This window comes from Corallococcus exercitus (assembly GCF_003611585.1).
GTDB classification, from domain to species: domain Bacteria; phylum Myxococcota; class Myxococcia; order Myxococcales; family Myxococcaceae; genus Corallococcus; species Corallococcus exercitus.
Genome location: NZ_RAVW01000151.1, coordinates 1 through 20,734 on the forward strand (window position 1 = coordinate 1; position 20,734 = coordinate 20,734).

General features: G+C 71.4%; 18 protein-coding genes. 12 read left to right on the plus strand and 6 right to left on the minus strand.

Annotated elements, in window-relative coordinates; all coding sequences use genetic code 11:
- Nucleotides 1–147: 147 nt before the first annotated feature.
- The 3 genes from D7W79_RS19720 to D7W79_RS19730 all read left to right on the plus strand — a co-directional run bounded on the left by D7W79_RS19720 (nt 148) and on the right by D7W79_RS19730 (nt 2,663).
- Complete coding sequence (locus D7W79_RS19720; protein ID WP_120526933.1) at nt 148–951, plus strand: prolipoprotein diacylglyceryl transferase; 804 nt, start codon at nt 148–150, stop codon at nt 949–951.
- 51 nt (nt 952–1,002) lie between these two features.
- The gene (locus tag D7W79_RS19725) at nt 1,003–1,575 is read left to right on the plus strand and encodes a class I SAM-dependent methyltransferase (RefSeq protein ID WP_171436209.1); all 573 of its coding nucleotides are present in this window, start codon (nt 1,003–1,005) and stop codon (nt 1,573–1,575) included.
- A gap of 155 nt (nt 1,576–1,730) precedes the next feature.
- The gene (locus tag D7W79_RS19730) at nt 1,731–2,663 is read left to right on the plus strand and encodes an alpha/beta fold hydrolase (protein ID WP_120526935.1); all 933 of its coding nucleotides are present in this window, start codon (nt 1,731–1,733) and stop codon (nt 2,661–2,663) included.
- Nucleotides 2,664–2,673: 10 nt separating this feature from the next.
- Here the strand turns inward: D7W79_RS19730 and D7W79_RS19735 are convergent, their stop codons facing one another.
- A complete protein-coding gene (locus D7W79_RS19735) occupies nt 2,674–3,567 on the minus strand; it encodes a DMT family transporter (RefSeq protein ID WP_120526936.1) in 894 nt (297 codons plus the stop codon).
- A gap of 19 nt (nt 3,568–3,586) precedes the next feature.
- The gene (locus D7W79_RS19740; protein ID WP_120526937.1) at nt 3,587–3,868 is read right to left on the minus strand and encodes a rhodanese-like domain-containing protein; all 282 of its coding nucleotides are present in this window, start codon (nt 3,866–3,868) and stop codon (nt 3,587–3,589) included.
- An 87-nt stretch (nt 3,869–3,955) separates the two neighbouring features.
- On the opposite strand from D7W79_RS19740, the gene D7W79_RS19745 reads away from it, so the two are divergent.
- The gene (locus D7W79_RS19745; RefSeq protein WP_120526938.1) at nt 3,956–4,471 is read left to right on the plus strand and encodes a GreA/GreB family elongation factor; all 516 of its coding nucleotides are present in this window, start codon (nt 3,956–3,958) and stop codon (nt 4,469–4,471) included.
- A gap of 12 nt (nt 4,472–4,483) precedes the next feature.
- Here the strand turns inward: D7W79_RS19745 and D7W79_RS19750 are convergent, their stop codons facing one another.
- Nucleotides 4,484–6,238, minus strand: a complete 1,755-nt coding sequence (locus D7W79_RS19750) for a sensor histidine kinase (RefSeq protein ID WP_120526939.1) — start codon at nt 6,236–6,238, stop codon at nt 4,484–4,486.
- 207 nt (nt 6,239–6,445) lie between these two features.
- Here D7W79_RS19750 and D7W79_RS19755 point away from each other — a divergent pair, with 207 nt between their 5' ends.
- The 3 genes from D7W79_RS19755 to D7W79_RS19765 all read left to right on the plus strand — a co-directional run bounded on the left by D7W79_RS19755 (nt 6,446) and on the right by D7W79_RS19765 (nt 12,067).
- The gene (locus tag D7W79_RS19755; protein ID WP_120526940.1) at nt 6,446–9,292 is read left to right on the plus strand and encodes a PAS domain S-box protein; all 2,847 of its coding nucleotides are present in this window, start codon (nt 6,446–6,448) and stop codon (nt 9,290–9,292) included.
- A 137-nt stretch (nt 9,293–9,429) separates the two neighbouring features.
- Nucleotides 9,430–10,932, plus strand: a complete 1,503-nt coding sequence (locus tag D7W79_RS19760; protein ID WP_120526941.1) for a vWA domain-containing protein — start codon at nt 9,430–9,432, stop codon at nt 10,930–10,932.
- Between the two features lie 28 nt (nt 10,933–10,960).
- Nucleotides 10,961–12,067 carry a hypothetical protein gene (locus D7W79_RS19765; RefSeq protein WP_120526942.1) on the plus strand — a complete coding sequence of 369 codons (1,107 nt, stop codon included), beginning with the start codon at nt 10,961–10,963 and terminating at the stop codon, nt 12,065–12,067.
- Nucleotides 12,068–12,103: 36 nt separating this feature from the next.
- Here the strand turns inward: D7W79_RS19765 and D7W79_RS19770 are convergent, their stop codons facing one another.
- A complete protein-coding gene (locus D7W79_RS19770) occupies nt 12,104–12,445 on the minus strand; it encodes a hypothetical protein (protein WP_244221858.1) in 342 nt (113 codons plus the stop codon).
- A gap of 359 nt (nt 12,446–12,804) precedes the next feature.
- On the opposite strand from D7W79_RS19770, the gene D7W79_RS19775 reads away from it, so the two are divergent.
- Nucleotides 12,805–13,557 carry a sterol desaturase family protein gene (locus D7W79_RS19775; RefSeq protein WP_120526949.1) on the plus strand — a complete coding sequence of 251 codons (753 nt, stop codon included), beginning with the start codon at nt 12,805–12,807 and terminating at the stop codon, nt 13,555–13,557.
- 75 nt (nt 13,558–13,632) lie between these two features.
- On the opposite strand, the gene D7W79_RS19780 is transcribed toward D7W79_RS19775, so the two are convergent.
- Entirely contained in the window at nt 13,633–14,571 is a 939-nt protein-coding gene (locus D7W79_RS19780) for a dimethylarginine dimethylaminohydrolase family protein (protein ID WP_120526943.1), read from the minus strand.
- A gap of 199 nt (nt 14,572–14,770) precedes the next feature.
- On the opposite strand from D7W79_RS19780, the gene D7W79_RS19785 reads away from it, so the two are divergent.
- From D7W79_RS19785 to D7W79_RS19800, 4 genes are all read left to right on the plus strand, one after another.
- Nucleotides 14,771–15,550 (plus strand): iron-containing redox enzyme family protein, encoded by a 780-nt coding sequence (locus D7W79_RS19785; RefSeq protein ID WP_244221859.1) that lies wholly within the window; start codon nt 14,771–14,773, stop codon nt 15,548–15,550.
- A 153-nt stretch (nt 15,551–15,703) separates the two neighbouring features.
- Nucleotides 15,704–16,165, plus strand: a complete 462-nt coding sequence (locus D7W79_RS19790; protein WP_147441979.1) for a fibril protein — start codon at nt 15,704–15,706, stop codon at nt 16,163–16,165.
- 230 nt (nt 16,166–16,395) lie between these two features.
- Nucleotides 16,396–19,086: an AsmA family protein gene (locus tag D7W79_RS19795; RefSeq protein ID WP_120526945.1), complete on the plus strand. Its 2,691-nt coding sequence runs from the start codon at nt 16,396–16,398 to the stop codon at nt 19,084–19,086.
- Between the two features lie 96 nt (nt 19,087–19,182).
- Nucleotides 19,183–19,863 (plus strand): AAA family ATPase, encoded by a 681-nt coding sequence (locus D7W79_RS19800; RefSeq protein ID WP_120526946.1) that lies wholly within the window; start codon nt 19,183–19,185, stop codon nt 19,861–19,863.
- Between the two features lie 4 nt (nt 19,864–19,867).
- Here the strand turns inward: D7W79_RS19800 and D7W79_RS19805 are convergent, their stop codons facing one another.
- Complete coding sequence (locus D7W79_RS19805) at nt 19,868–20,650, minus strand: hypothetical protein (RefSeq protein ID WP_120526947.1); 783 nt, start codon at nt 20,648–20,650, stop codon at nt 19,868–19,870.
- Nucleotides 20,651–20,734: the final 84 nt, after the last annotated feature.

A 20,734-nucleotide genomic window follows, 5' to 3' on the forward strand; every position in this document is an offset into this window, starting at 1 on the left:
GCCCAAGAGGGCGTCCGGGTGGGGCTTGCGAGTCCGGCGGGCGTGGGGGTGAAAAAGAGGTGGAGGGAAGCCCGGGATGCGCCGATTGTTCGCGTTCCATCCTCCGGGCCAGTGCCCGGGCGGGTCCCTGGCCTTTCTGGAGCCCCCTTGATTCCCTATTGGCACGCCCCCTCATTCAAGCTGGGGCCCCTGGAGCTGAACCCCTTCAACGTCTTCGTGGCGGCGGGCATCCTCTTGGCTGCCCGGCTGCTGACGAAGCAGGCGGAACGCGAGGGGTTGGATCCCAACCCGCTGGCGGACTTCGCGATGTGGGGGGTGGCGGCCGGCATGCTCTTCGGCCACTGGGTGCACCTGTTCTTCTACCACCCGGAGGAGCTGTCCAAGAGCCCGTTCCAGATTCTGCGGTTCTGGGATGGCCTGTCGTCCTTTGGCGGCCTGTTGGGCGGCATCGTGGCGGCGGTGGTGTTCTTCCGGGTGAAGAAGCTGCGCTTCAACGACTACGCGGACAGCTTCGCGCTGGGCGTGGCGCCGGGCTGGGCGGTGGCGCGGCTGGGGTGCTTCGCGGTGCACGACCACCCGGGAAAGCTGACGGACTTCTTCCTGGCGGTGCAGTTCCCCAATGGCAACCGGCACGACCTGGGCTTCTACGACGCCATCGTGCTGTTCGCGCTCACCGGCCTGCTGTACGCGGTGCGCGACCTGCCCCGGATGAAGGGGCGGCTCCTGCCGCTGCTGGCGCTCCTGTACGCGACGTCGCGCTTCTGCCTGGACTTCCTGCGGGCCACGGACCTGTCGTACGTGGACGCGCGCTACTTCGGCCTGACGCCGGCGCAGTACGGCAGCCTGCTGCTGGTGGTGTACGGACTGTGGGGCCTCCTGCGCAAGCAGGCGCCGAGCGCGTCCTCGCAGAAGCCGTCCGCGCCGCAGGGCCGGGTGGAGACGGCGCGATAGCGTCGAGGGCCGGATCCGCGTTTCGCTTCGTTTCACTTCGGGGGGTTGCACGTGAGGGCACTGGCGTACGACGCGCTGATGGCGCCGCTGGGCTGGGTGGGGCTGAACGCCGCCCGGCGGCAGCTGGTGGAGGGGCTTTCCGGCAAGGTGCTGGAGGTGGGCGCGGGCACGGGCCTGGCGCTCGCGGCCTATCCGGACACGGTGGCGTCGGTGACGGCGGTGGACGTGGACCTGGAGGCGCTGGTGCGGGCGCGGGCGCGCAGGAGCGGCGTGGCGCTGCTCCAGGCGGACGCGCAGGCGCTGCCGTTCACGGACGGCTCCTTCGACGCGGTGGTCTCCAGCCTGGTGTTCTGTTGCGTGGACGCGCCGGCCACGGCGCTCGCGGAGGTGATGCGGGTCTTGCGGCCGGGCGGTGAGCTGCGCCTGCTGGAGCACGTGCGGGCCCCCCACCGCGCCATCGCCACCGCGCAGGACCTGCTGACGCCCGCGTGGCGGCGGCTGTCCGGCGGCTGCCGCCTCAACCGGGACACCTTCCGGCTGGTGGAGACGGCGGGCTTCCGCATCCTCAAGCGCGAGCAGCGCCTGGGCGGCGTGGGCGAGTTCATCTTCGCCCGGCGGCCCTGAGCCTCCCTCCCGGACGGGGCGGAGCCTACCCGTCCGGGGTCGATTCCGACCTGCGAGGATGGGTTTTCAGATGGGATGTCAGAGGTCGCTTTAGGATGGCGTGTATCCCCGCGGCGGACCTACCCGCCGCGTCCCATCCCAAGAGGCCCTGACGCATGACGCGGTTCCTTCCTTCCCTCCTCGCGGTGCTGCTGTTCGCTGGCTGTGGACCCGACATGGCTTCGGGTTCCGAGCCCGACCTCGTGAGTGCTCCGGCCGCGCTGGAGGACTCCGACCGTGGGGGTGGCGCCAGTGCGCGTGAGGGCTCCGTGCGGCTGTCCACCGGCGTCACGCTCCGCTACGTGGAGCAGGGCCGCCGTGACGGGCCCGTCGTCGTCTTCCTGCACGGCTATACGGACTCGCATCACACCTGGGACCTGGACCTGCCGCGCTTCCCGCGCGACTTCCACGTGTACGCGCTGGACCAGCGCGGCCATGGGGATTCGTCCCGCCCGGTGTGCTGCTACACGCAGCAGGCGTTCGCGAAGGACGTGGTCGCCTTCCTGGACGCGATGCACGTCTCGCGCGCCGTGCTCGTGGGCCACTCCATGGGCAGCTTCATCGCGCAGCAGGTGGCGCTGGACTTCCCCCACCGCGTGAGGGCGCTGGTGCTCGTGGGCTCCGCGCCCACCGTGGCGGGCAATGAAGTGGCCCTGGGCCTCAAGGAGGTCGTCGACACGCTGACCGACCCCGTGGACCCCGCGTTCATCTACGAGTTCCAGGCCAGCACCTTCTACGCGCCCGTGCCCGCGTCCTATCTGAACACCCTGGTCGCGGAGAGCTCCAAGCTGCCCGCGCGCGTGTGGCAGGACGCGCTGGCCGGGCTCATCGCGGAGGACCACTCCGCGCGCCTGGGCCGCATCCGCGTGCCCACGCTGATCATCGGCGGGGACCACGACGGCTTCTTCTCCGTGGAGGAGCAGCGCGCCCTCAACCGCGCCATCCCGGGCTCCAAGTACCTGCTCTACCCGGAGACCGGCCACGCGCCGCACGCCGAGCGTCCGGAGCGCTTCGTGCACGACGTGCACCAGTTCCTCAAGCGCCTGTAGTCCGCGCGCCTCAGGCTCCGGCCGCCCTGGATCCAGGTTCCAGGCGGCTGGAGTCGCTCCGGGCCAGCACTACCACCGCCACGAGGATGAGCAGGCCGCCCAGGCCCTGCCGCAGCGACAGCCGCTCACCCAGGAAGATGGCGCCCAGCACCACCGCCATCACCGGCTCCAGCGTGGAGAGCAGCGACGTGTTCACCGGGCCAATGCGCTTGAGGCCCGCGAAGAACGTGAGCATCGCCACCACCGTGGACAGCAGCGCCAGCCCCACCACCGCGCCCCAGCCTCCCGGCGTCTGGGGAAAGGACGGGCCCTTCACCAGCATCAGCGCCCCGAAGGCGGCCCCCGCCGACAGCGGGACGACGGTGCTCGCCGCGAGCGGCCCCGCTGGCCCGGCCACCCGCGCGCTGGACAGGACGTAGATTGCGTAGATGACCGCCGACAGCACCCCCAGCGCGATGCCCAGCGGCTTCGCGTCCGGGCCGGGGTCCACCGTGAGCGCCGTGCCGCACAGGGCCAGCCCCACCGCCAGCCAGCGGGGACGGCTCAGGTGCTCGCGGCCCAGGGCCACCTGGATGACGGCCACCAGCGCGGGGAAGAGGTAGAGCAAGAGCGCCACCAGCCCGGCGGACGCGTGCTGGAGCGCGATGAAGTAGACGCTGCCTTCCGTGAAGTAGCCCACCGCGCCCAGCAGCACCAGGCCGCCCAGGAGGCGGCCCCGGGGCCACGTGCCGCCCTTCGCGACCATCACGCCCGTGAGCACCAGCCCCGCCAGCGAGAAGCGCAGGAACAGCAGCGTGGGCATGTCCGTGCCCGCCGCGTAGGCCAGGCGCGCGAACAGGCCCAGCGCGCCGAAGGAGGCGCCGGACAGGGCGACGAGGAGGAAGCCGGCGGTGCGGGTCTGCATGGCGCGTGGGCGCGCACGCCTACCAGTTCTTGACCGACCCCAGGTCGAACACGTCCGGGAAGCCGCCCTTGCGCAGCAGCTCCGCGGCCACCGCGCTGCGGCCTCCCGCCGCGCAGTACACCACCACGGACGTGCCCACCGGGCCCACCTCCGAGAGGCGCTGGGCCAGGACCTGCACGGGGATGTTGCGGGCGACTTCCGGGTGTCCCTGCTGGAACTCCTCCGGGGTGCGCACGTCCAGCAGCACGGCGCCCTTCGCGACGAGTTCGTGGGCCTTCTGCGAGCGTTCCTGAGGCGTCATGGGTCCCATTCAATCAAAGCATGGGGCTCCTCCGGGCTGAAAACTGGAGGCCTCCGCACCGGGCGCTACAGTCCTGTACCGATACCCATGCGACTCGACAAGCTCACCCTGCTCCACCAACTGTCCGAGCGACTCCAGCAGAGCGACCGGCTGGCCCACCGCGCGGAGGCCGACGCCCGCGAGGCGGCCCGCAGCCTCGCCACGGAGTCCGAGAAGAAGGAGGACGGCCGCGCCGCCATCGAGTACGGCAGCCTGGCCACGGGCCAGGCCCAGCGCGCCCGCCGCCTTCAAGAGGAGCTGCAGGCGCTGACCGCCTTCAGCCAGAAGGAGCTGCCCCGCTTCCCGCGCCAGGGGCCCGTGGGCCTGGGCGCCCTGGTGGACTGCAGCACCGAGGACGAGGACGGCTTCGCCGAGCGCACCTTCTTCGTGCTCCCCGCCGGCGCGGGCACCGAGCTCACCGGCCCCGGCGGCGACGGCTTCCTCTCCGTCATCACCCCCAGCTCGCCCGTGGGCCGCGCGCTGCTGGGCAAGAAGGCCGGTGACACCGTGGAGGTGACGCTCGCGGGGGAAGTGCGCGAGTGGACGGTGCTGGAAGTCGCCTGATCCGACGCGCGGCTACTCGCCCTGCGTGGGGCCCGGCGCCGCGTGCGCGCTGAGCCACTCCTCCGGGATGTCGCCCCGGGGCAGCTCCAGGATGAACGTGGAGCCCTGCCCCGGCGTGCTGACGGCGCTGACCGTGCCGCCGAACGCCTCCACAATCTGGCGCGTGATGTAGAGCCCCAGGCCCAGGCCGCCGTAGTGCCGGTCGCTCACCGCGCGCTCGAAGCGCTCGAAGATGCGCGCCAGGTCGTCCGGCGCGATGCCGATGCCGTGGTCCTTCACGGTGAGCCGCGCCAGGGAGCCTTGCGCCTCCACGCCGACGATGACGGGCTGGCCCGCGCCGTACTTGAGCGCGTTGGACACCAGGTTCGTCACCACCTGCTCCAGCCGCAGCCGGTCCCAGCGGCCCACCACCGGCACCGGCGCCTCCAGGCCCAGCTCCGTGCCGGCCTGCGCCGCCGCGGGGGAGAAGCGGTAGAGGATTTCCGCGGCCACGCTCGCCAGGTCCAGCTCCTCCAGCTCCAGCCGCAGCCGGCCCGCGGTGATGCGCGACACGTCCAGCAGGTTGTCCACCAGCCCCGACAGCCGGCGCACCTGGCGCTGCACCACGTCCAGCGCTTCGGCGACGCGCTCGGTGGGAACCTCCTTGCCCTCGCGCGCCAGCACCACCACCTGCTTCTGCAACAGCTGCACCTTGAGGCTCAGCGGCGTGAGCGGCGTCTTCAGCTCGTGGCTCGCGATGCCCAGGAACTCGTCGCGCTGGCGCACCGCCTCGCGCGCCTCGCGGTACAGCCGCGCGTTCTCCAGGTAGAGCGAGGTGCGGTGGGCCAGCTCCGTGAGGAAGTGCTCCTCCTCCGCGCCGAAGGCCCGCAGCACGTTGGAGCGCAGCAGCATCAGCGCGCCCAGCACGTTGCCGCGCGCGCCCAGCGGCACGCTCAGGCAGCCGTGCGGCCCCACCTCGCGCATCAGCCGCGCGTGCTCCGCGTCCCGCGCGATGGCCGTGACGTGCTCCTCGGACAGGATGGGCAGCCGCCCCACCGCCCCGGACACGAACACCCCGGGCAGCCCGCCCGGCACGGACGGATCCGCCGGATAGCGCGTGAGCAACTCACGCAGGAGCGCGTGCCGGCCCGCGTCCGCGTGCAGCGACGCCGCCACGCGCAGGGCCTCCTCCCCCGCGCCGCCCGGAGTCCGCAGGAGGAGCAGCGCGCCATCCCCCAGCGTGGGCACCAGCAGCTTGAGCAGCGGCTCCAGCTGCGCCTCCGCGTCCACCGACGTGCTCAGCAGCGCCCCGGCCTCCGCCAGCAGGCGCGACGCGTCCAGCACCGGCACGGGCACCGCGTCCACGGCATGCGTGCGCAGGAGCGCCGCCGCGACCTGCCCGTCCCCGCCCCTCACCGGCACCGCCGTGCACCGCAGCGCGACGCGCGTCCCGTCCGGCCGGAGCACGTGCCACACGGCGGCATCCACCAGCTCGCCCGCCAGCGCTCGCGCGAGCGGCGACTCACCCGGCGGCAGCGGTGTGCCGTCGGCGCGCACCCATTCACACCCAGGCAGGCGAGCGTGCTCGATGTGCAGGGGAACGGGGATGCCGAAGTGCGCCGCGGCTTGTGCGTTGAATGAAGGCACACGGCCCGTGCACTCGACGAGCACAACGCCTTCCGCGTCCATGACGCGCGTCGACAGGAGCGGGGAATCCCCGTCCGTCACGCGGGCCTCCGAGGCTGGAGATGTGACGCCGGACATGCCAAGGCTTTCCGCACGCATCATGGTGTCATCTCCGCCTCCCGGGAAGAAAGGAAGACAGAAGCCAGAGCCCACTCCATCCTCAAGGACAGGGAATGCTTCCCATCTTCACGCTCTTCCCGCGGGCCCCCTTGCCTGCATGTCGGCGATCCTCAATCGTTCGACTGTCTACGTCCGCGTCCCCGGGCGTTCCGCCCGCACGGCCAAGTTCTTCCACCGCGAGTCCCCAGCATGCAGATGCCGTTCACCCGGCCTGACGGCACCACCCCTACCGAGCGCCGCTTCCGGCAGGTCATCGACACGCTCCAGGAGGTCGTCTTCCAGACGGACACGGAGCGCAACTGGGTCTTCCTCAATCCCGCGTGGACCGAGGTGACGGGCTTCCCCGTGGAGGAGAGCCTGGGCCGCTCCGCGCTGGACTTCGTGCACCCGGACGACCGGGAGCGCACGCTGGAGGTCTGCAAGACCCTGCTCACGCGCGAGCGCGAGTTCGTCCAGCACGAGGTGCGCTACCTCACGCGCGACGGCGGCTTCCGCTGGGTGGAGGTCTTCGCGCGGGTGACGTTCGACGACACCGGCGCGCTGGTGGGCATGGCGGGCACGCTCAACAACATCACCGAGCGCAAGCGCACGAGTGACGCGCTCGCCCGGCGTGAGCGCTACCTCACCGCCCTGGTGGACATGCAGCAGCGGCTGCTGTCGGTGGCGGAGGGCGGCGACCTGTACGGCCCCGCGCTCGCTCCGCTGGGCCAGGCCTCCGGCGCCAGCCGGGTCTACGTCTTCGAGACGTTCACCGACGCGAAGGGGGCGCTGCTGTGCAGCCAGCGCGCCGAGTGGTGCGCGCCTGGAGTGACCCCGGAGATCGACAACCCGATGCTCCAGGACCTGCCCATGCGGCCCATCCTGGGGCGCTGGGTGACCCTATTGGAGCGCGGCGAGGTCGTCACCGGACGCGTGGCCACCTTCCCCTCCATCGAGCGGGACCTGCTGGAGCCGCAGGGCATCCTCACGCTGCTGGTGCTGCCCCTGCGCGTGCAGGGCCGGCTGGTGGGGTTCGTGGGCTTCGACAACTGCTTCGAGGCGCGCGAGTGGGACCGGCTGGAGGTGGACCTGCTGTCCGCGGCCAGCGGCGCCATCTCCGTGTCGCTGGAGCGCCGCGCATCCGAGCGGGCGCTGCGCGAGCACGAGCACCGCTTCCGCCAGCTCGCGGAGAACGCCTCGGACGTGCTGTACCTGTACCGCCGGGAGGCGCCGCGCGGCTTCGCGTACGTCAGCCGCGTGGCCCACGCGAAGCTGGGCCTGGGGCCGGAGGCGCACTACTCGGATCCGGAGCTGTGGTACCGGCAGGTGCACCCGGAGGACCGGGCCGCGCTGGAGCGGCTGCTGGAGTCGCCCCAGTCCGTGGACGGCGCGACGGTGGAGCTGCGCTTCCTGCGCCCCGACGGCAGCCTGCTGTGGCTGGAGCACGTGGTGGCGCCGGTGACGGATGCGGCGGGCCACGTGGTGGCGGTGGAGGGCCTGGCGCGCGACATCACGGAGCGGCGTCAGGTGGAGGAGGCGCTGAAGCGCTCCGAGGCCAGCCTGCGCGCGCTGATGGAGGGCTTCCCCGACCCGGCGGCCATCGAGCGCGACGGCCACATCGTCTACGCCAACGCGGCGCTCGTCACCGCGCTGGGCTTCGCGCGCGCCGAGGAGCTGGTGGGCCGCCGGCTGTCGGAGTTCCTGGCGGACGTGCCGGGCACGGGCGTGGCGTCCGTGGACAGCACGCCCCTCACCAGCGAGCGGCGCCTGGTGCTGCGCGACGGGCGCACGCGCGTGGTGGAGCTGGCATCACTGCCGCTGCGCTTCGACGGCCAGCCCGCGGTGGTGTCCATCGCGCGCGACGTGACGGAGCAGCGCCAGTTGCAGGCGCGGCTGACGCTGGCGGACCGGCTGGCGTCGGTGGGCACGCTCGCGGCGGGCATCGCGCACGAAATCAACAACCCGCTGGCCTTCGTGCTCTCCAACCTGGCCTTCCTGTCGGACGAGTTCCGCCACCACCTGTCCCCCGGCCCCGGGGTGCGCGGCGTGCGCCCGCCGGACGTGGCCGAGTGGCAGGAGGTGCTGGGCGAGGCGTGCGAGGGCGCCGAGCGCGTGCGGCAGATCGTCCGCCAGCTGAAGACGTTCTCGCGGCCGGATGAAGAGCGCATGACGCCGGTGGACGTGCACGCGGTGCTGGACTCGGTGGTGATGATGGCCGCCAATGAGATCCGCCACCGCGCGCGGCTGCGCCGGGAGTACGGCAACGTGCCGCAGGTGATGGCCAACGAGGGCCGCCTCTGCCAGGTGTTCCTCAACCTGGTGGTGAACGCGGCGCAGGCCATCCCGGAGGGCTCCGCGCACGACCACGAGATCGTGCTCGCCACGCGCGCGTCCGGCGAGCAGGTGGTGGTGGAGGTGCGCGACACGGGCAGCGGCATCGCGCCGGAGGTGATGGGGCGCATCTTCGATCCGTTCTTCACCACCAAGCCCGTGGGCGTGGGCACGGGCCTGGGGCTGTCCATCTGCCACGGCATCATCAGCGGCCTGGGCGGCGACATCCTGGTGGAGAGCACCGTGGGCAAGGGCAGCACGTTCCGCGTGGTGCTGCCCTCGCCGCGGCCCGACCCCGAAGTCCGCCCGCCGGAGGCCCCCGTGCCGGACGCGCCCGTGGTGCCGCGAGGCCGCGTGCTGGTGGTGGACGACGAGCCCGCGGTGGGCCGCGTGCTGCAGCGGCTCTTGCGCGGCCACGACGTGGAGGTGGCCACCAGCGGCCGCCAGGCGCTGGAGCGCATGTCGCGGGCCCCGGGCTTCGACGCGGTGCTATGCGACGTGATGATGCCGGACCTCGCCGGCCGCGACGTGTACGAGGCCGTGAGGCGCGAGTATCCGGGCCTGGAGCGCCGCTTCGTCTTCGTGTCTGGCGGCGCCTTCACCTCCGGCGCGCGCGAGTTCCTGGAGCGCATCCCCAACCCGCTGCTGGAGAAGCCCTTCGACGAGGCGCGCGTGCGCGGCGCCGTGGAGGAGCTGGTGCGGCACGGCCCGCCGGACGCGGTCTGAACCCAGGCGGCCTCCGGTTCGGATCCGCCCCATCGGTCATCGGGAGGAGGGTCCTCCCAGTGACCGATGCGCCCGGGTGACGGCCCTGCGAGGGTGTGCTCGTCCGCTCGCACCCCTTGGGGGAAGGTCCGCCGCGCATGAACCGCACCAAACTGCTGCTGTCCCTTGCTGGCCTGCTGTTCCTGGGCGCGCTCGCGCTCGACGCGCGCTCGTTCTTCGCGAAGACCCCGTCGCACCCGCCCATGGTCGACCCGCTTCCCAACGGGCACACGCGCCGGAGCGCGCCAGCCCCGGGCACCCTGGACCAGACCCACACCGTGGTGCAGCCGGGTGAGGCGCCCGTCAACGGGGTGCTGCCCGTCGTGCTGGGACGGCCCGCTTCCGGCAACGCCGGCCCGGTGGAGTTCACGGGCAAGCTGTCCGGCGCCTACGTGAAGGCGGGGCCGGGTGAGGCCTTCGCCGTGTTCGAGCTGTCCGCGCGGCTGCCGGAGAAGACCCAGCGCGTGCCGGTGAACCTGGCGCTGGTGATTGACCGCTCCGGATCCATGGATGGCGGCAAGCTGGTGGACGCGAAGCGCGCGGCCCAGGAGCTGGTGCGGCAGCTGCGCGAGGGGGACCGGCTGGCGCTGGTGCACTACGGCTCCGACGTGACGGTGGTGCCCAGCGTGAAGATTGACGAAACCACGCGCCGCGAGCTCCTGAGCACCATCGAGGCCATCCAGGTGAACGGCGGCACGAACATGAGCGGCGGGCTGGTGGCGGGCGCGAACGCGGTGCGCCCCTACTCCAGCGACTACCGGGTGACGCGCGCCATCCTGCTGAGCGACGGCGAGCCCACCGAGGGCGTGACGTCCAACGCCGGGCTGTTCTCCGAAGTGGGGAGGATCCGCGAGACGGGCATCACCGTGAGCGCGCTGGGCGTGGGGACGGGCTTCAACGACACGCTGATGCGCGGCATGGCCGAGCGCGGCGGCGGCTTCTCCGGCTTCATCAGCGACTCCTCGCAGCTGGCCTCCATCTTCACCCGCGAGCTGGAGCAGGCCGCCAGCACCGTCGCTCGCAACGTGAGCCTGACGCTGACGCTGCCGCCCGGCGTGAGCGGCGTGGAGGTGATGGGCTTGCCGTCCACGCGCGAGGGCAACACCGTGCGCATCCCCCTCTACGACCTGACGGGCGGCCAGTCCGCGCGCGTGGTGGCGAAGCTGACGCTGGACGCGCCCTCGGACGCGAAGGACATGAACGTGCTGGACGCCGCGGTGTCGTACGTGGACGTCACGGCCAACCTGCCGTCACAGGTGACGCTGGCCCTGGGCGCGAAGGTGACGGACGACGTCCAGGTGGTGCACGCGAGCCTGGACCGCGACGTGCGCGTCCACGCCATCCGCGCGCTGGGCACGCAGCAACTGCAAGCCGCCGCGGAGGCGATGAAGAGTGGCGACCGCACCAGCGCGCTCGACCTGCTGGGCAACGCGCGTCGGCTGTTCGGCGCTTCGGCGGCCGCGCTCTCGTCGGAGCTTGCGGACGTGGACCAGACCCAGGCAGCCTACGGGAACGCCCGGAGCGACGCGGACGTGCGGGATGCGACCATGGCGCTCAAGAAGAAGACGATGAAGAACTTCGGGCAGAGCAACTCCTACTAGTCACTCCCGACGTACGGAACGGTGCGCCATGTCGCTCTCCATCCAACTCATCCGGCGGGAGGACTTCGAGTCGCGCTGCCTGTCCGCGCTCGTGGGCGCCGGGGCCATGGCGATGGTGGCCGGCGTGGCGCGCCAGGTGCTGCGCGTCCCGGTGGATCCAGGCTACTTCGCGCTGATGGCGGCGGCCGTCACCGCGGTGAAGCCGAAGGCGGCGGAGAACGCCCTGGTGCGCGCGGCGATGGTGCTGCTGCCCGCCCTGCCCTACGTGCTGGGACTGCCGTCGTCCTGGCAACACGCGGTGGCGGGCGCGCTCGCCGCGGGCCTGCTGGCGTGGCGGGGCAACGGGCGCGACAGCGTGGGCACCACCGCGCAGATCGCGCTGTGCGCCGGGGCCGCCGCCGTCACCACCGTGCTGGGGCTGTACGTGCAGGACGTGCTCAACGCGCGCTTCCTCCCGGCCCGGGGCTACTTCCCGCTGCTCGTGGACTACGCGGTGGTGGCGCTGTTCTGGAGCATCGGCACGCTGCCGGCGAACCTGGCCATGGACCTGGACGCGGTGGCCACCCGGGGCATGCGCCTGGAGGGCACCCTCACCGGCGAGGTGCGCGGGCTGGTGACCCGGGCGCTCACGCTCTACCGCCAGAGCCAGGACGAGGCGCGCAAGCTGGCCACGGGCCCGGGCCGCGAGAAGCTCCAGGCCGTGCTCGGCAAGCTGGCCGGGGACGCCTTCACGCTGGCGGAGTCCCACACGGAGCTGGAGGCCCAGCTCGCCGCCGCGTCCCAGGGGAGCGTGGACTCGCAGGTGCAGGAATTGAAGAAGCGCGCCCAGGACGCGCAGGACGGCGTGGCCCGGCGCCAGCTGGAGCGCGCCGCCGCGTCGCTGGGGGAGGAGCTCAACCACCTGGATGCGCTGTCACGCCGCCAGGAGCGCCTCTTCGCGCAGCTGCACGCACAGGTGGCCCTGCTGGAGCGGGCCCGCGTGTGCTTCATCGGGGCCCGGGCCGCGTCCCCCCTCTCAGGAGGCGGCGGCGACCGGGTCCAGGCACTGGCCGACAAGCTCTCCGCCCTGGACCTGGAGTCCTCCGGCGCGGAGGGGGCGGCGCAGGCCGCGCGCGTCCCGGCGCTCCGCTCCTAGGAGGCTCCTAGGGAGCTTCAGGGGCCCGCGGCCTCCCTACTTCGCCGAGGCGCGGGTGGAGGCGCGGGTGCGCTTGCGCGCCGGGGCGGCCTTCTTCGCGGCGGTGACGCGAGGCGTGTGCAGCTCGCTGGCGATGCGCTGCTCAATCTCCTCGCGGGTGCGGCGGCTGACCTCCAGCGCGGCGTTGATGCGCTCGCGCACGACGTCCGCCTGGGCCTCCGCGGCGGCGCGGTACTCCGCGATGTCCCGGCGCAGCTCCAGGCGCCCCTCGCTGGCGTTCGCCGTGCCCGCCTTCTTCCGGGAGGTCGTCTTGCGCCGCGTGGGCTGCCCGCTCGCCTGGTTCCCGGTGTCCTGATGCCCCTGTGCCTTGCGCGCCATCTTTCTGACCCCCTCGTGCGATCGCTCGCGTCTGTGGACGGAAAGGTGGGGTGTGGGCTTTCGGCACGGAAGTCTGCCCCCGGGTCGGATGGGGGCCTGGCAGGCAGACAATGTAGGGGCCCGGCAACAGTGGATCTTCTCAACGCCTCCAGGAAGGCGCTAAGAGGACGCTCACCGTTCCTGGGCCAAGGGGCAGCTGGACTGATAGCTCAGGAACCTCCGCATCACCCCCAGGGCCGGGATGCGAGCAAGCCTTCGAGCCCTGCGCCCCCCGGTGACCCGGGTCAGGCGGCGGAGCGAACAGTGAGGGAATCCCCGTGGCGGTCTCTTTCCTGAACCGGAAGCACAACCTGGACCGGATGTCGCTGCGCGACCTGGTCTATTCGTTCTTCACCTATTACGCCGTCGTCGCCTACATCCTCATCGGCATCACCTGCATCGTGCTGTCGGTGAAGTGGTTCGAGGCCCCGGCGCGCATGGCCGCGGCGGTGCTGGTGGCCACGGTGGCGTACCCGTTCGGCTGGTACCTCATCCACCGGTACATCCTGCACGGCCGCTTCCTCTACAAGTCCGCGGCGACGGCGGTGACGTGGAAGCGCATCCACTTCGACCACCACCAGGACCCGCACGACCTGCGCGTGCTCTTCGGCGCGCTGCACACCACGCTGCCCACCATCGCGCTGGTGCTCACGCCCATCGGCTACCTCATCGGCGGCCGGTCCGGCGCGGCGGCGGCGCTGGGCTGGGGCATGGTGACCACGTGCTTCTATGAGTTCTGCCACTGCATCCAGCACCTCAACTACGCCCCGCAGCAGAAGTGGCTGAAGGACATCAAGCGGCTGCACATGTCCCACCACTTCCACAACGAGCAGGGCAACTACGGCATCACGAACTACTTCTGGGACCGCCTGTTCGGCACGCTGTACGAGAAGGCGTCCGACAAGCCCAAGAGCGCCACCGTCTTCAACCTGGGCTACACGGCGGAAGAGGCGGCGAAGTACCCCTGGGTGGATAAGCTCTCCGGCGGCACCCGCGGCGACGGCCACCCGCGCCGCTTCTGGGGCGCCGAAGGGTTGAGCGCGCCCGAGGCCTCCAGCGAACAGCAGTCCTGAAGCCAGCTCCCCGCTTCACCCCGGACCTCCCCGCGCGCTCCAGTCGCCGGGGAGGTCTTCGTTTTTCAGCGCGCGTCACGCGGAGAGGGACTGGACCTGCTCCTGTTCCTGCTCCTCCCGAAAGCGCTGGGCATTCATGGGCGGCAGCGTGTGCACGCGCGCCACGAGACACGCCGCGCTGCCCCCGGCCAGGTGGAACTGATCCAACCGCACGCTGACGGGCCGGCGCCCCAGGCCGCGCAGCACCGCCTCCACGCGGGGCACGCGCGCGCCGACGATGACGGTGTTTCCCACCTCCACCAGATTGAGCCCGAACGCGAGCGCGTCCTCGCGCGCGATGGGAATCACCTGCTGGATGCCCTCCGTGCGCGCCAGCATCCGCAGGGACTCCGGCGTGAAGGCCTCCCGACACACCAGCGCGGTGCCGTCGGACAGGACGGTGAGCGCGGTGTCCAGGTGGTAGAGGTACGGGTCGCACAGCTCCAGCGGCGTGACGGGCGCGGAGAGGAAGGCCTCCAGCACGCCCGCGGCGCGCTGCGTGGACCGCATGCCCCAGCCCAGCAGGGCGCCCCGGCCCGCGGGCAGCATGGCCACGTCGCCGCCTTCGATGTGCACGCGCGGCGGCTCGATGACGTCGAAGCCGCGCGCGGAGAGCCATCGGGCGCGCGCGAGTTGCTCATTGCGGCGCTGGCCATGGCGCATGGTGGCGAGCAGCGCGCGCAGCTCGCCCTCCTGCGAGACGAGCACCGCGTTGTCCTTGGCGAACACGGAGTCGAACGCGCCGTGGACGAAGGGCAGCTCGAAGAAGCTCGCGCCCGTTGCGCGCAGGGTGCGCAGGAACTCGCGGTGCTGGGTGCAGGCGCGGCGCCACGCGACGGCGCCGGGCTTCATATGCGGGTTGATGTTCCAGGCGACCTGGTACGCGCAGTCGCGGGAGCGGACGTGGTCCTTCTCACAGCGCACCTGACTGACAGCGAAGGTGGCGGGAGCGATGTGGCCGGTGTGCAAGTTCATCCCCATACATGTGGCCGGAAGGCACTCCCGCCTTCCGGGATGTGAGGAGAGGGTGCGCACCATGAGCGGGCTTGGCGAGGTGGCTGGGGAAGCGGGGACGGAGGACGCACGCCTGTCTGAACGGCTTCACCGGACCCTCTTGCGTTTCAACCGCGCACGACTGGCGCCGGGGTTTCCGACCGAGGGCTGGCGAGCAGCCGTGCAGGAAGAGACGCAGTTGCGGTTGCTCGAAGGCGAGTACGTGGAAGCCGAGCGACAGCGCGTGGCGGCATGGGCCGCCGAGGCACCGGAGGACGCGGACGGGTTCATCGCGTGGTTCGAGGACCTGAAGGAGTCCGGTCCCGGACAGCATGATCCGCTGTTCCCGTGGCTGGCCACGCAGGCCACGCGTGAGCAGATGAACTGGTTCCTCACGCAAGAGGTCGCGGGCGAGGCGGGCTTCGACGACCTGGTGGCGCTGACGCAGCTGCAGCTGCCCACGCAGGCGAAGCTGGAGCTGGCGCGCAACTACTGGGACGAGATGGGCCGCGGGCGCGAGGACGCGATGCACGGGCCGATGCTCGCGGAGATGGCGGCGAAGCTGGGGTTGAAGCCCACGGACGAGGACACCGTGTGGGAAGCGCACGCGCTGGCGAACCTGCTCTGCGCGTTCGCGTTCAACCGCCGCTACACGTTCCACGCGGTGGGCGCGCTGGGCATCGTGGAGGAGACGGCGCCGGGCCGCACCGCGTGCGTCAACGAGGGCCTGAAGCGTCTGGGCTTCGACATGCGCGTGCGGCGCTATTACGCACTGCACTCCACGCTGGACGTGAAGCACTCGGAGACGTGGAACAAGGAAGTGCTGCGTCCGCTGGTGGCGGCGAACCCCGCGTGCGCGCGGCCCCTGGCGGAAGGCGCGCTGTTGCGGCTGACGGCGGGCGCGCGGTGCTTCGAGCGCTACCGCCACGAACTGGGCCTGGACCTGAAGTCCATCAGCTGAAGCCTGGCCGTCCTTCCCCCCGGGACCTTGCGCGTGTGCGCTGGCCCGGGGAGTGCGTTTCCCGGAGGACGGTCCATCCGGGAGGCGGGGATGCGCGGCAACCGGAGCGGACGCCAGCTTGGGGCGTTTCCCAAGGCCGAGCTGGAGGTCCCGATGTCCCTGTTCCGTTTCGTCCCCGCCGCGGTGCTGCTCCTGACGGCGTGCGCTTCCCCGGGCACGTCCATGGAGGAGGTGATGCGCCGCACCGAGCCCCTGATGCCGAAGCGGCCGGATCCGCTGACCTACGGCACCCGGCCGGAGAACCCGGTGCGCGTGGGCTGGGGCGACAAGGGCGTGATGGCGTACTTCAAGCTCCTGCGCGGCCCGCAGGGCCAGCCCGTGGCGTGGCGCCGCATGGGCGACTGCTGCGAGTTCACCCAGGTGGACGGCCAGGGCCAGGGCCAGGGCAAGCTGTCCATCTTCGAGGTGACGTACGACGGGCTGGACACGCCGGTGGTGCTCTACGTGGACGCCTTCACGGGCGGCAACGTGTACGCGCCCTGGGGCTTCTCGCTGGAGGGCCAGGGGGACGCGCCGCCCGTGCCCGGGACGGAGCCGGAGGTCATCGACCTCTGAGGCGCCTCCTCAACCCCATGATTCCTTGAAAGCTCCCGGACCTTTGCGTCACAAAGGACGTGGCCCCCTTCCTGGGGGGGTCGTTCGTGCCTAGATGCAAGGGTCGACGGGAGTGTGACTTTCCCCCGGCTGTTGACCGTCACGCTTACAACCTCCCTCTTTGCATGGGAGGTGCGGCCCCCTTGGCGCTGCGCTAAGCGTTCGACCGCTCTCCCGACGGAGGAGGAACCGTGGCGGCTGTGAAGAAGAAGCGTTGGCCGTATGTGCTGGGAGGCATCCTCGTCCTCCTGATCGCCATCGTGGCGGTGGTGCTGTGGCGCCTGGACGCCATCCTGCTGAAGACGGCGCGCGACCAGGCCGCGACGTACTCGCAGAAGCTGGGCCGCCCCATCGAGATTGGCGACATCTCCACGAAGCTCTTTCCCCACGTCGGCGCGCGGATTGAAAACGTCACCGTGGGCCCCGCCGAGGGCGAGGACCTGCCGCTCGCGCAGCTGAAGGAAGTGGACGTGAGCGTGGCGGCGATGCCGCTCATCACGTCGAAGGGCAAGGACATCCGCGTGCAGAACGCGGAGGTGTCCGGGCTCACCGTGAACGTCATCCGCCTGCCCGACGGCACCACCAACGTGCAGCGGCTCCAGGAGAAGCTGGCCCAGCAGCAGCCCAAGGAAGAGACGCCGGAGGAGGAGTCGCAGCCCACGGACCTGTCGGGCGTGCACGTGGAGCGCGCGGCGCTCACCGACGGCACCATCCGCTTCGTGGACCGCGCGGGGGGCGCGCAGGCGCGCGAGCTGGCGGTGAAGGACCTGGACATCGAGGTGAAGGACCTGCGCGTGGGCCAGCCCCTGAAGGTGGACCTGGCGGCCGCGGTGCTCGCGGAGAAGCAGAACCTCAAGATGACGCTCGCGGCGGCGCCGCTGCCGGCGACGCTCATCCCCACGCCGGAGCAGGTGACGCTGAAGGCGGAGCACATCGACCTGTCGCCGCTGGGGCCGTTCCTGCCCCCGGACGTGGGGCTGCAGGCGGGCACGCTGGACGCGGACTGGAAGGCGGACCTGGGCAGCGCGGTGCCCGGCGGCAAGGGCCCCACGAAGCTCGTGGGCGTCATCAAGGCGCTGGGGATGAAGTTCGCGGGCTCGGAGGGCGGCAAGGCGCTGGACGTGGTGCTCGACACGGACGTGACGGGCGACATGGCCACGGGTGACCTGGCGCTGGACAAGCTGAAGCTGGACCTGGGCCCCGCGGCCATCACGGGCAAGGGCAAGGTGAAGGGGATGCTCACGGACAAGCCCGCGGTGGAGGGCTTCGAGCTGGTGGGGCGCAACCTGGATCCCGCCGTGCTCGCCGAGTACTACCCGCCGCTGCGCAAGCAGCTCAACGGGATGATCGCCGGCCCCATCGGCCTGGACGTGCGCGGCAGCGGCACGCAGGAGGCGCAGGCCCTCAACATCGCGGTGGACCTGACGCCGGTGCGGCTGCGCGTGCCGGATCAGCTGACGAAGGACGCGGGCGGCGCGATGAAGCTGAACGCGAAGGTGACGGGCGCGGCGGCCAGCGGCGGCGCGCTGCACTTCGACGCGAAGGCGGACCTGAACGGCGTGGACCTGCGGCCGGGCCTGCTGGTGAACAAGGCGCCGGGGCAGCGGCTGGAGGTCGCGGCGGCGGGCACGTACGCGCCGGCGAAGACGGGCAGCGGGATGACGGTGAACGTCACCAACATGAGCCTGGGCGCGCTGGAGGACACGGTGACGGGCAACGCCACGGTGGCGCTGGCGGGCACGGGCAAGAAGGCGACGACGACGTTCAAGGCGAACGTGAAGGCCGCGCGGCTGGATGCGGAGAAGTTGTTGATGAGCGAGGAGCAGGTGCTGGCGCGCACGGGCGGCAAGCCGCCGCCGGAGCCGCCCGTGGAGGCCAATCGCTTCAACGGCTACCGGGGTGACATCCAGTTCGCCATCGCGTCGCTGCGCTACACGGCGATGGACCTGTCCAACGTGACGGGTGTGGTGAAGATGGTGGACGACCTCATCACGGTGGAGAAGTTCTCGACGGGCATCTACGGCGGCAAGGTGGTGGCGGACGGGACGACCATCCGCCTGGGGCCCGCGCCGGAGGCCCGGCCCTTCACGGCGAAGGTGCAGGTGCAGGGCCTGGAGGTGGCGCAGGCGCTGGCGGCGCGCACGCCGAAGCAGGTGCTGACGGGCAAGTTCAACGGCAACGTGGACGTGCAGGGCGTGGGCTACACGCCGGAGAAGCTGCAGCAGACGTTGCTGGGCGGCATCAACGGCAACCTGCTGGAGGGCACGTTCCTGGGCAAGGACCTGGTGTCGTCGGTGACGGGGCCGCTGGCCAAGGCGCTGCCCTTCGCGAAGGCGCTCAAGAGCGGAGACGTGACGTCACTGGGCGGGGACCTGCCCTTCAGCGTGACCATCAAGAACGGCGTGGCGCAGCTGAGCAAGCCCATCACCTGGACGCGGCCGGAGGCGGCGATGAACTTCGACGGCGGCATCGGGCTGGACGGCACGCTGAACCTGACGGGCGGCGTGTCGCTGACGCCCGCGACCATCAAGACGCTGACGGTGGGCAAGGTGACGCCGACGGAGGCCATCCCGGTGGGGCTGAAGATCACAGGCAAGGCGTGGAGCCCGGAGGTGACGGGCATCGACGTGAAGCCGGCGGCGACGACCATCCTGAAGCTGGCGGGAGCGTCCGTGGCGGGCAACCTGCTCGGTGAGAAGGGCAAGGCCGTGCAGGACATCATCACGGGCGGCCAGGACAAGGCCAAGGCCGAAGCGGAGGCGCGCGCCAACGAGGAGCGGAAGAAGCTGGAGGACCAGGCCCGCGCCGAGCAGGAGAAGGCGAAGAAGCGCGCCGAGGAAGAGGCGAAGAAGAAGCTCCGGGGCATCTTCGGCGGGAAGTAGCCGCCGGAAGGGCTGTGAGCATCACGCGCGCCGCGGAGCTCTTGAGGGAGCTTCGCGGCGTTCGTGTATCGGTGCACTGGCGTAGGCTTGCCGCCCATGTCCCTCCGGCTCACGCGCATCGCAGCCACGGGCTTCCGCTCGCTTCGTGACGTCGTGCCGCGGCCCCGGGGGCTGACGGTGCTAGTGGATCCGCAAGGCACGGCCACGCGCGACCTGGTGGCCTTCTTCACGCTGCTGCGCAACCTGGCGCACGGTGAGCTCCAGCAATCACAGGTGCTGGACGCAGTGGATGGCCCCGTGACGCTGGCGCTGGGCGTCCATGACGACACGTACACCGTGGAGCTGCGGCGCTTCCCGCATGGCCGGTGGCGCGTCGTCCGCGAGGAGCTGGACCTGTACGCGGGGCTTTCGCTCCCCTTCGTCGAGCCCGGCTCCGATGCTCCTCGCGACGAGGCCTTCCTCTCCACCTTCCCTCCCGGGCCCACGGTCCGCCTGGGGGACGATGAAGCGGCGTGGCTGGGGGAGATCGCGGACCATGCTTCACGCGGCATGAACGCGTTCCTGCGCGGCTTTCGCGTCCAACCCGCGGAGGGCTTCGACGCGGACGTCCCGTTCCTCTTCCTGGAGGAACGGGACCTCGACCTGCCCGCGAATGCCGTTTGGGACCGGGTCCAATCCGCTCGCGCGGCGTCCTCTCGGGTCCCCGTGCTGCTGTGCACCCCTTCGGTGGCCCTGGCGGACGCCTTCGATGTCGAAGACGTCCTGCGCCTGGGCTGAGCCGCTACTGCCCGGGCGTGCCGCGCGCTTCCCAGCCGGCCCCGGCGCCCATCGGACCGCCGCGGAGACCACCACCGCGCCCGCCCAGGTCCTCGCGGCGCATCTCCTGGTACTGCGTCAGCTGCTCCGCGCTGAGCACCTTCTGCATCTCCGTGTCCGTCTGCGTGCGCAGGTCGCGCATCTGCTGACGCATGTCACGACCCGGCCGGCCCCCCGCCATCGACGCCGCCAGTTCCTGGCGCTTCGCGTCCTCGGCCTGCATCGCCTTCGTCAGCGCCTGCTCCTGGCTGTAGTTGAGCCGCGCGTTGGTGATGAAGGTCTTGAGGCGCTCGGAGCGCTCGGCCTCCGCCTGGGTCCGCATCTGGTCCACCTGCTGCTGCCACTGCTGGCGCTGCTCGGTGCGCTGCTCCTCCTGCACCGTGCGCATCAGCTCCTTCAGCGTCTGGCGCCCACTGTCGGTGGTCATCGCCTCGCCCACCATCACGCCGCGCAGCTCCTCGCGCAGCTTCGCGACCTCCGCCTCCAGGCCCGCGGGCGGAGGACCGCCCGTGCCGGCCGAGGCCGTGCCACCGCGCTGCTCGAAGGCCATCAGCCGCTGGGACAGCAGCTGCACCGTCTCCTCCAGCGCCTTCACGCGCGTCTGGAGCGCCCGGACGTCCGCCGTCGAGTCCTGCACGCGGGGCGCGTCCTGGGTGTCCGGGGCCTCCGACTTCCCAGGCCCCCACAGGGCCACACCGAGCGCCAGCGAAGCCAACCCCACCGATGCGATGCCGAGAATGCGGTTCATGATGCTCTCCCTGACGGAACACCCGGCCGCCTATTCCATCGCGCTCCCCAAGCTCCGCCTTGCGCCTGCATCCTCCCACCCGCC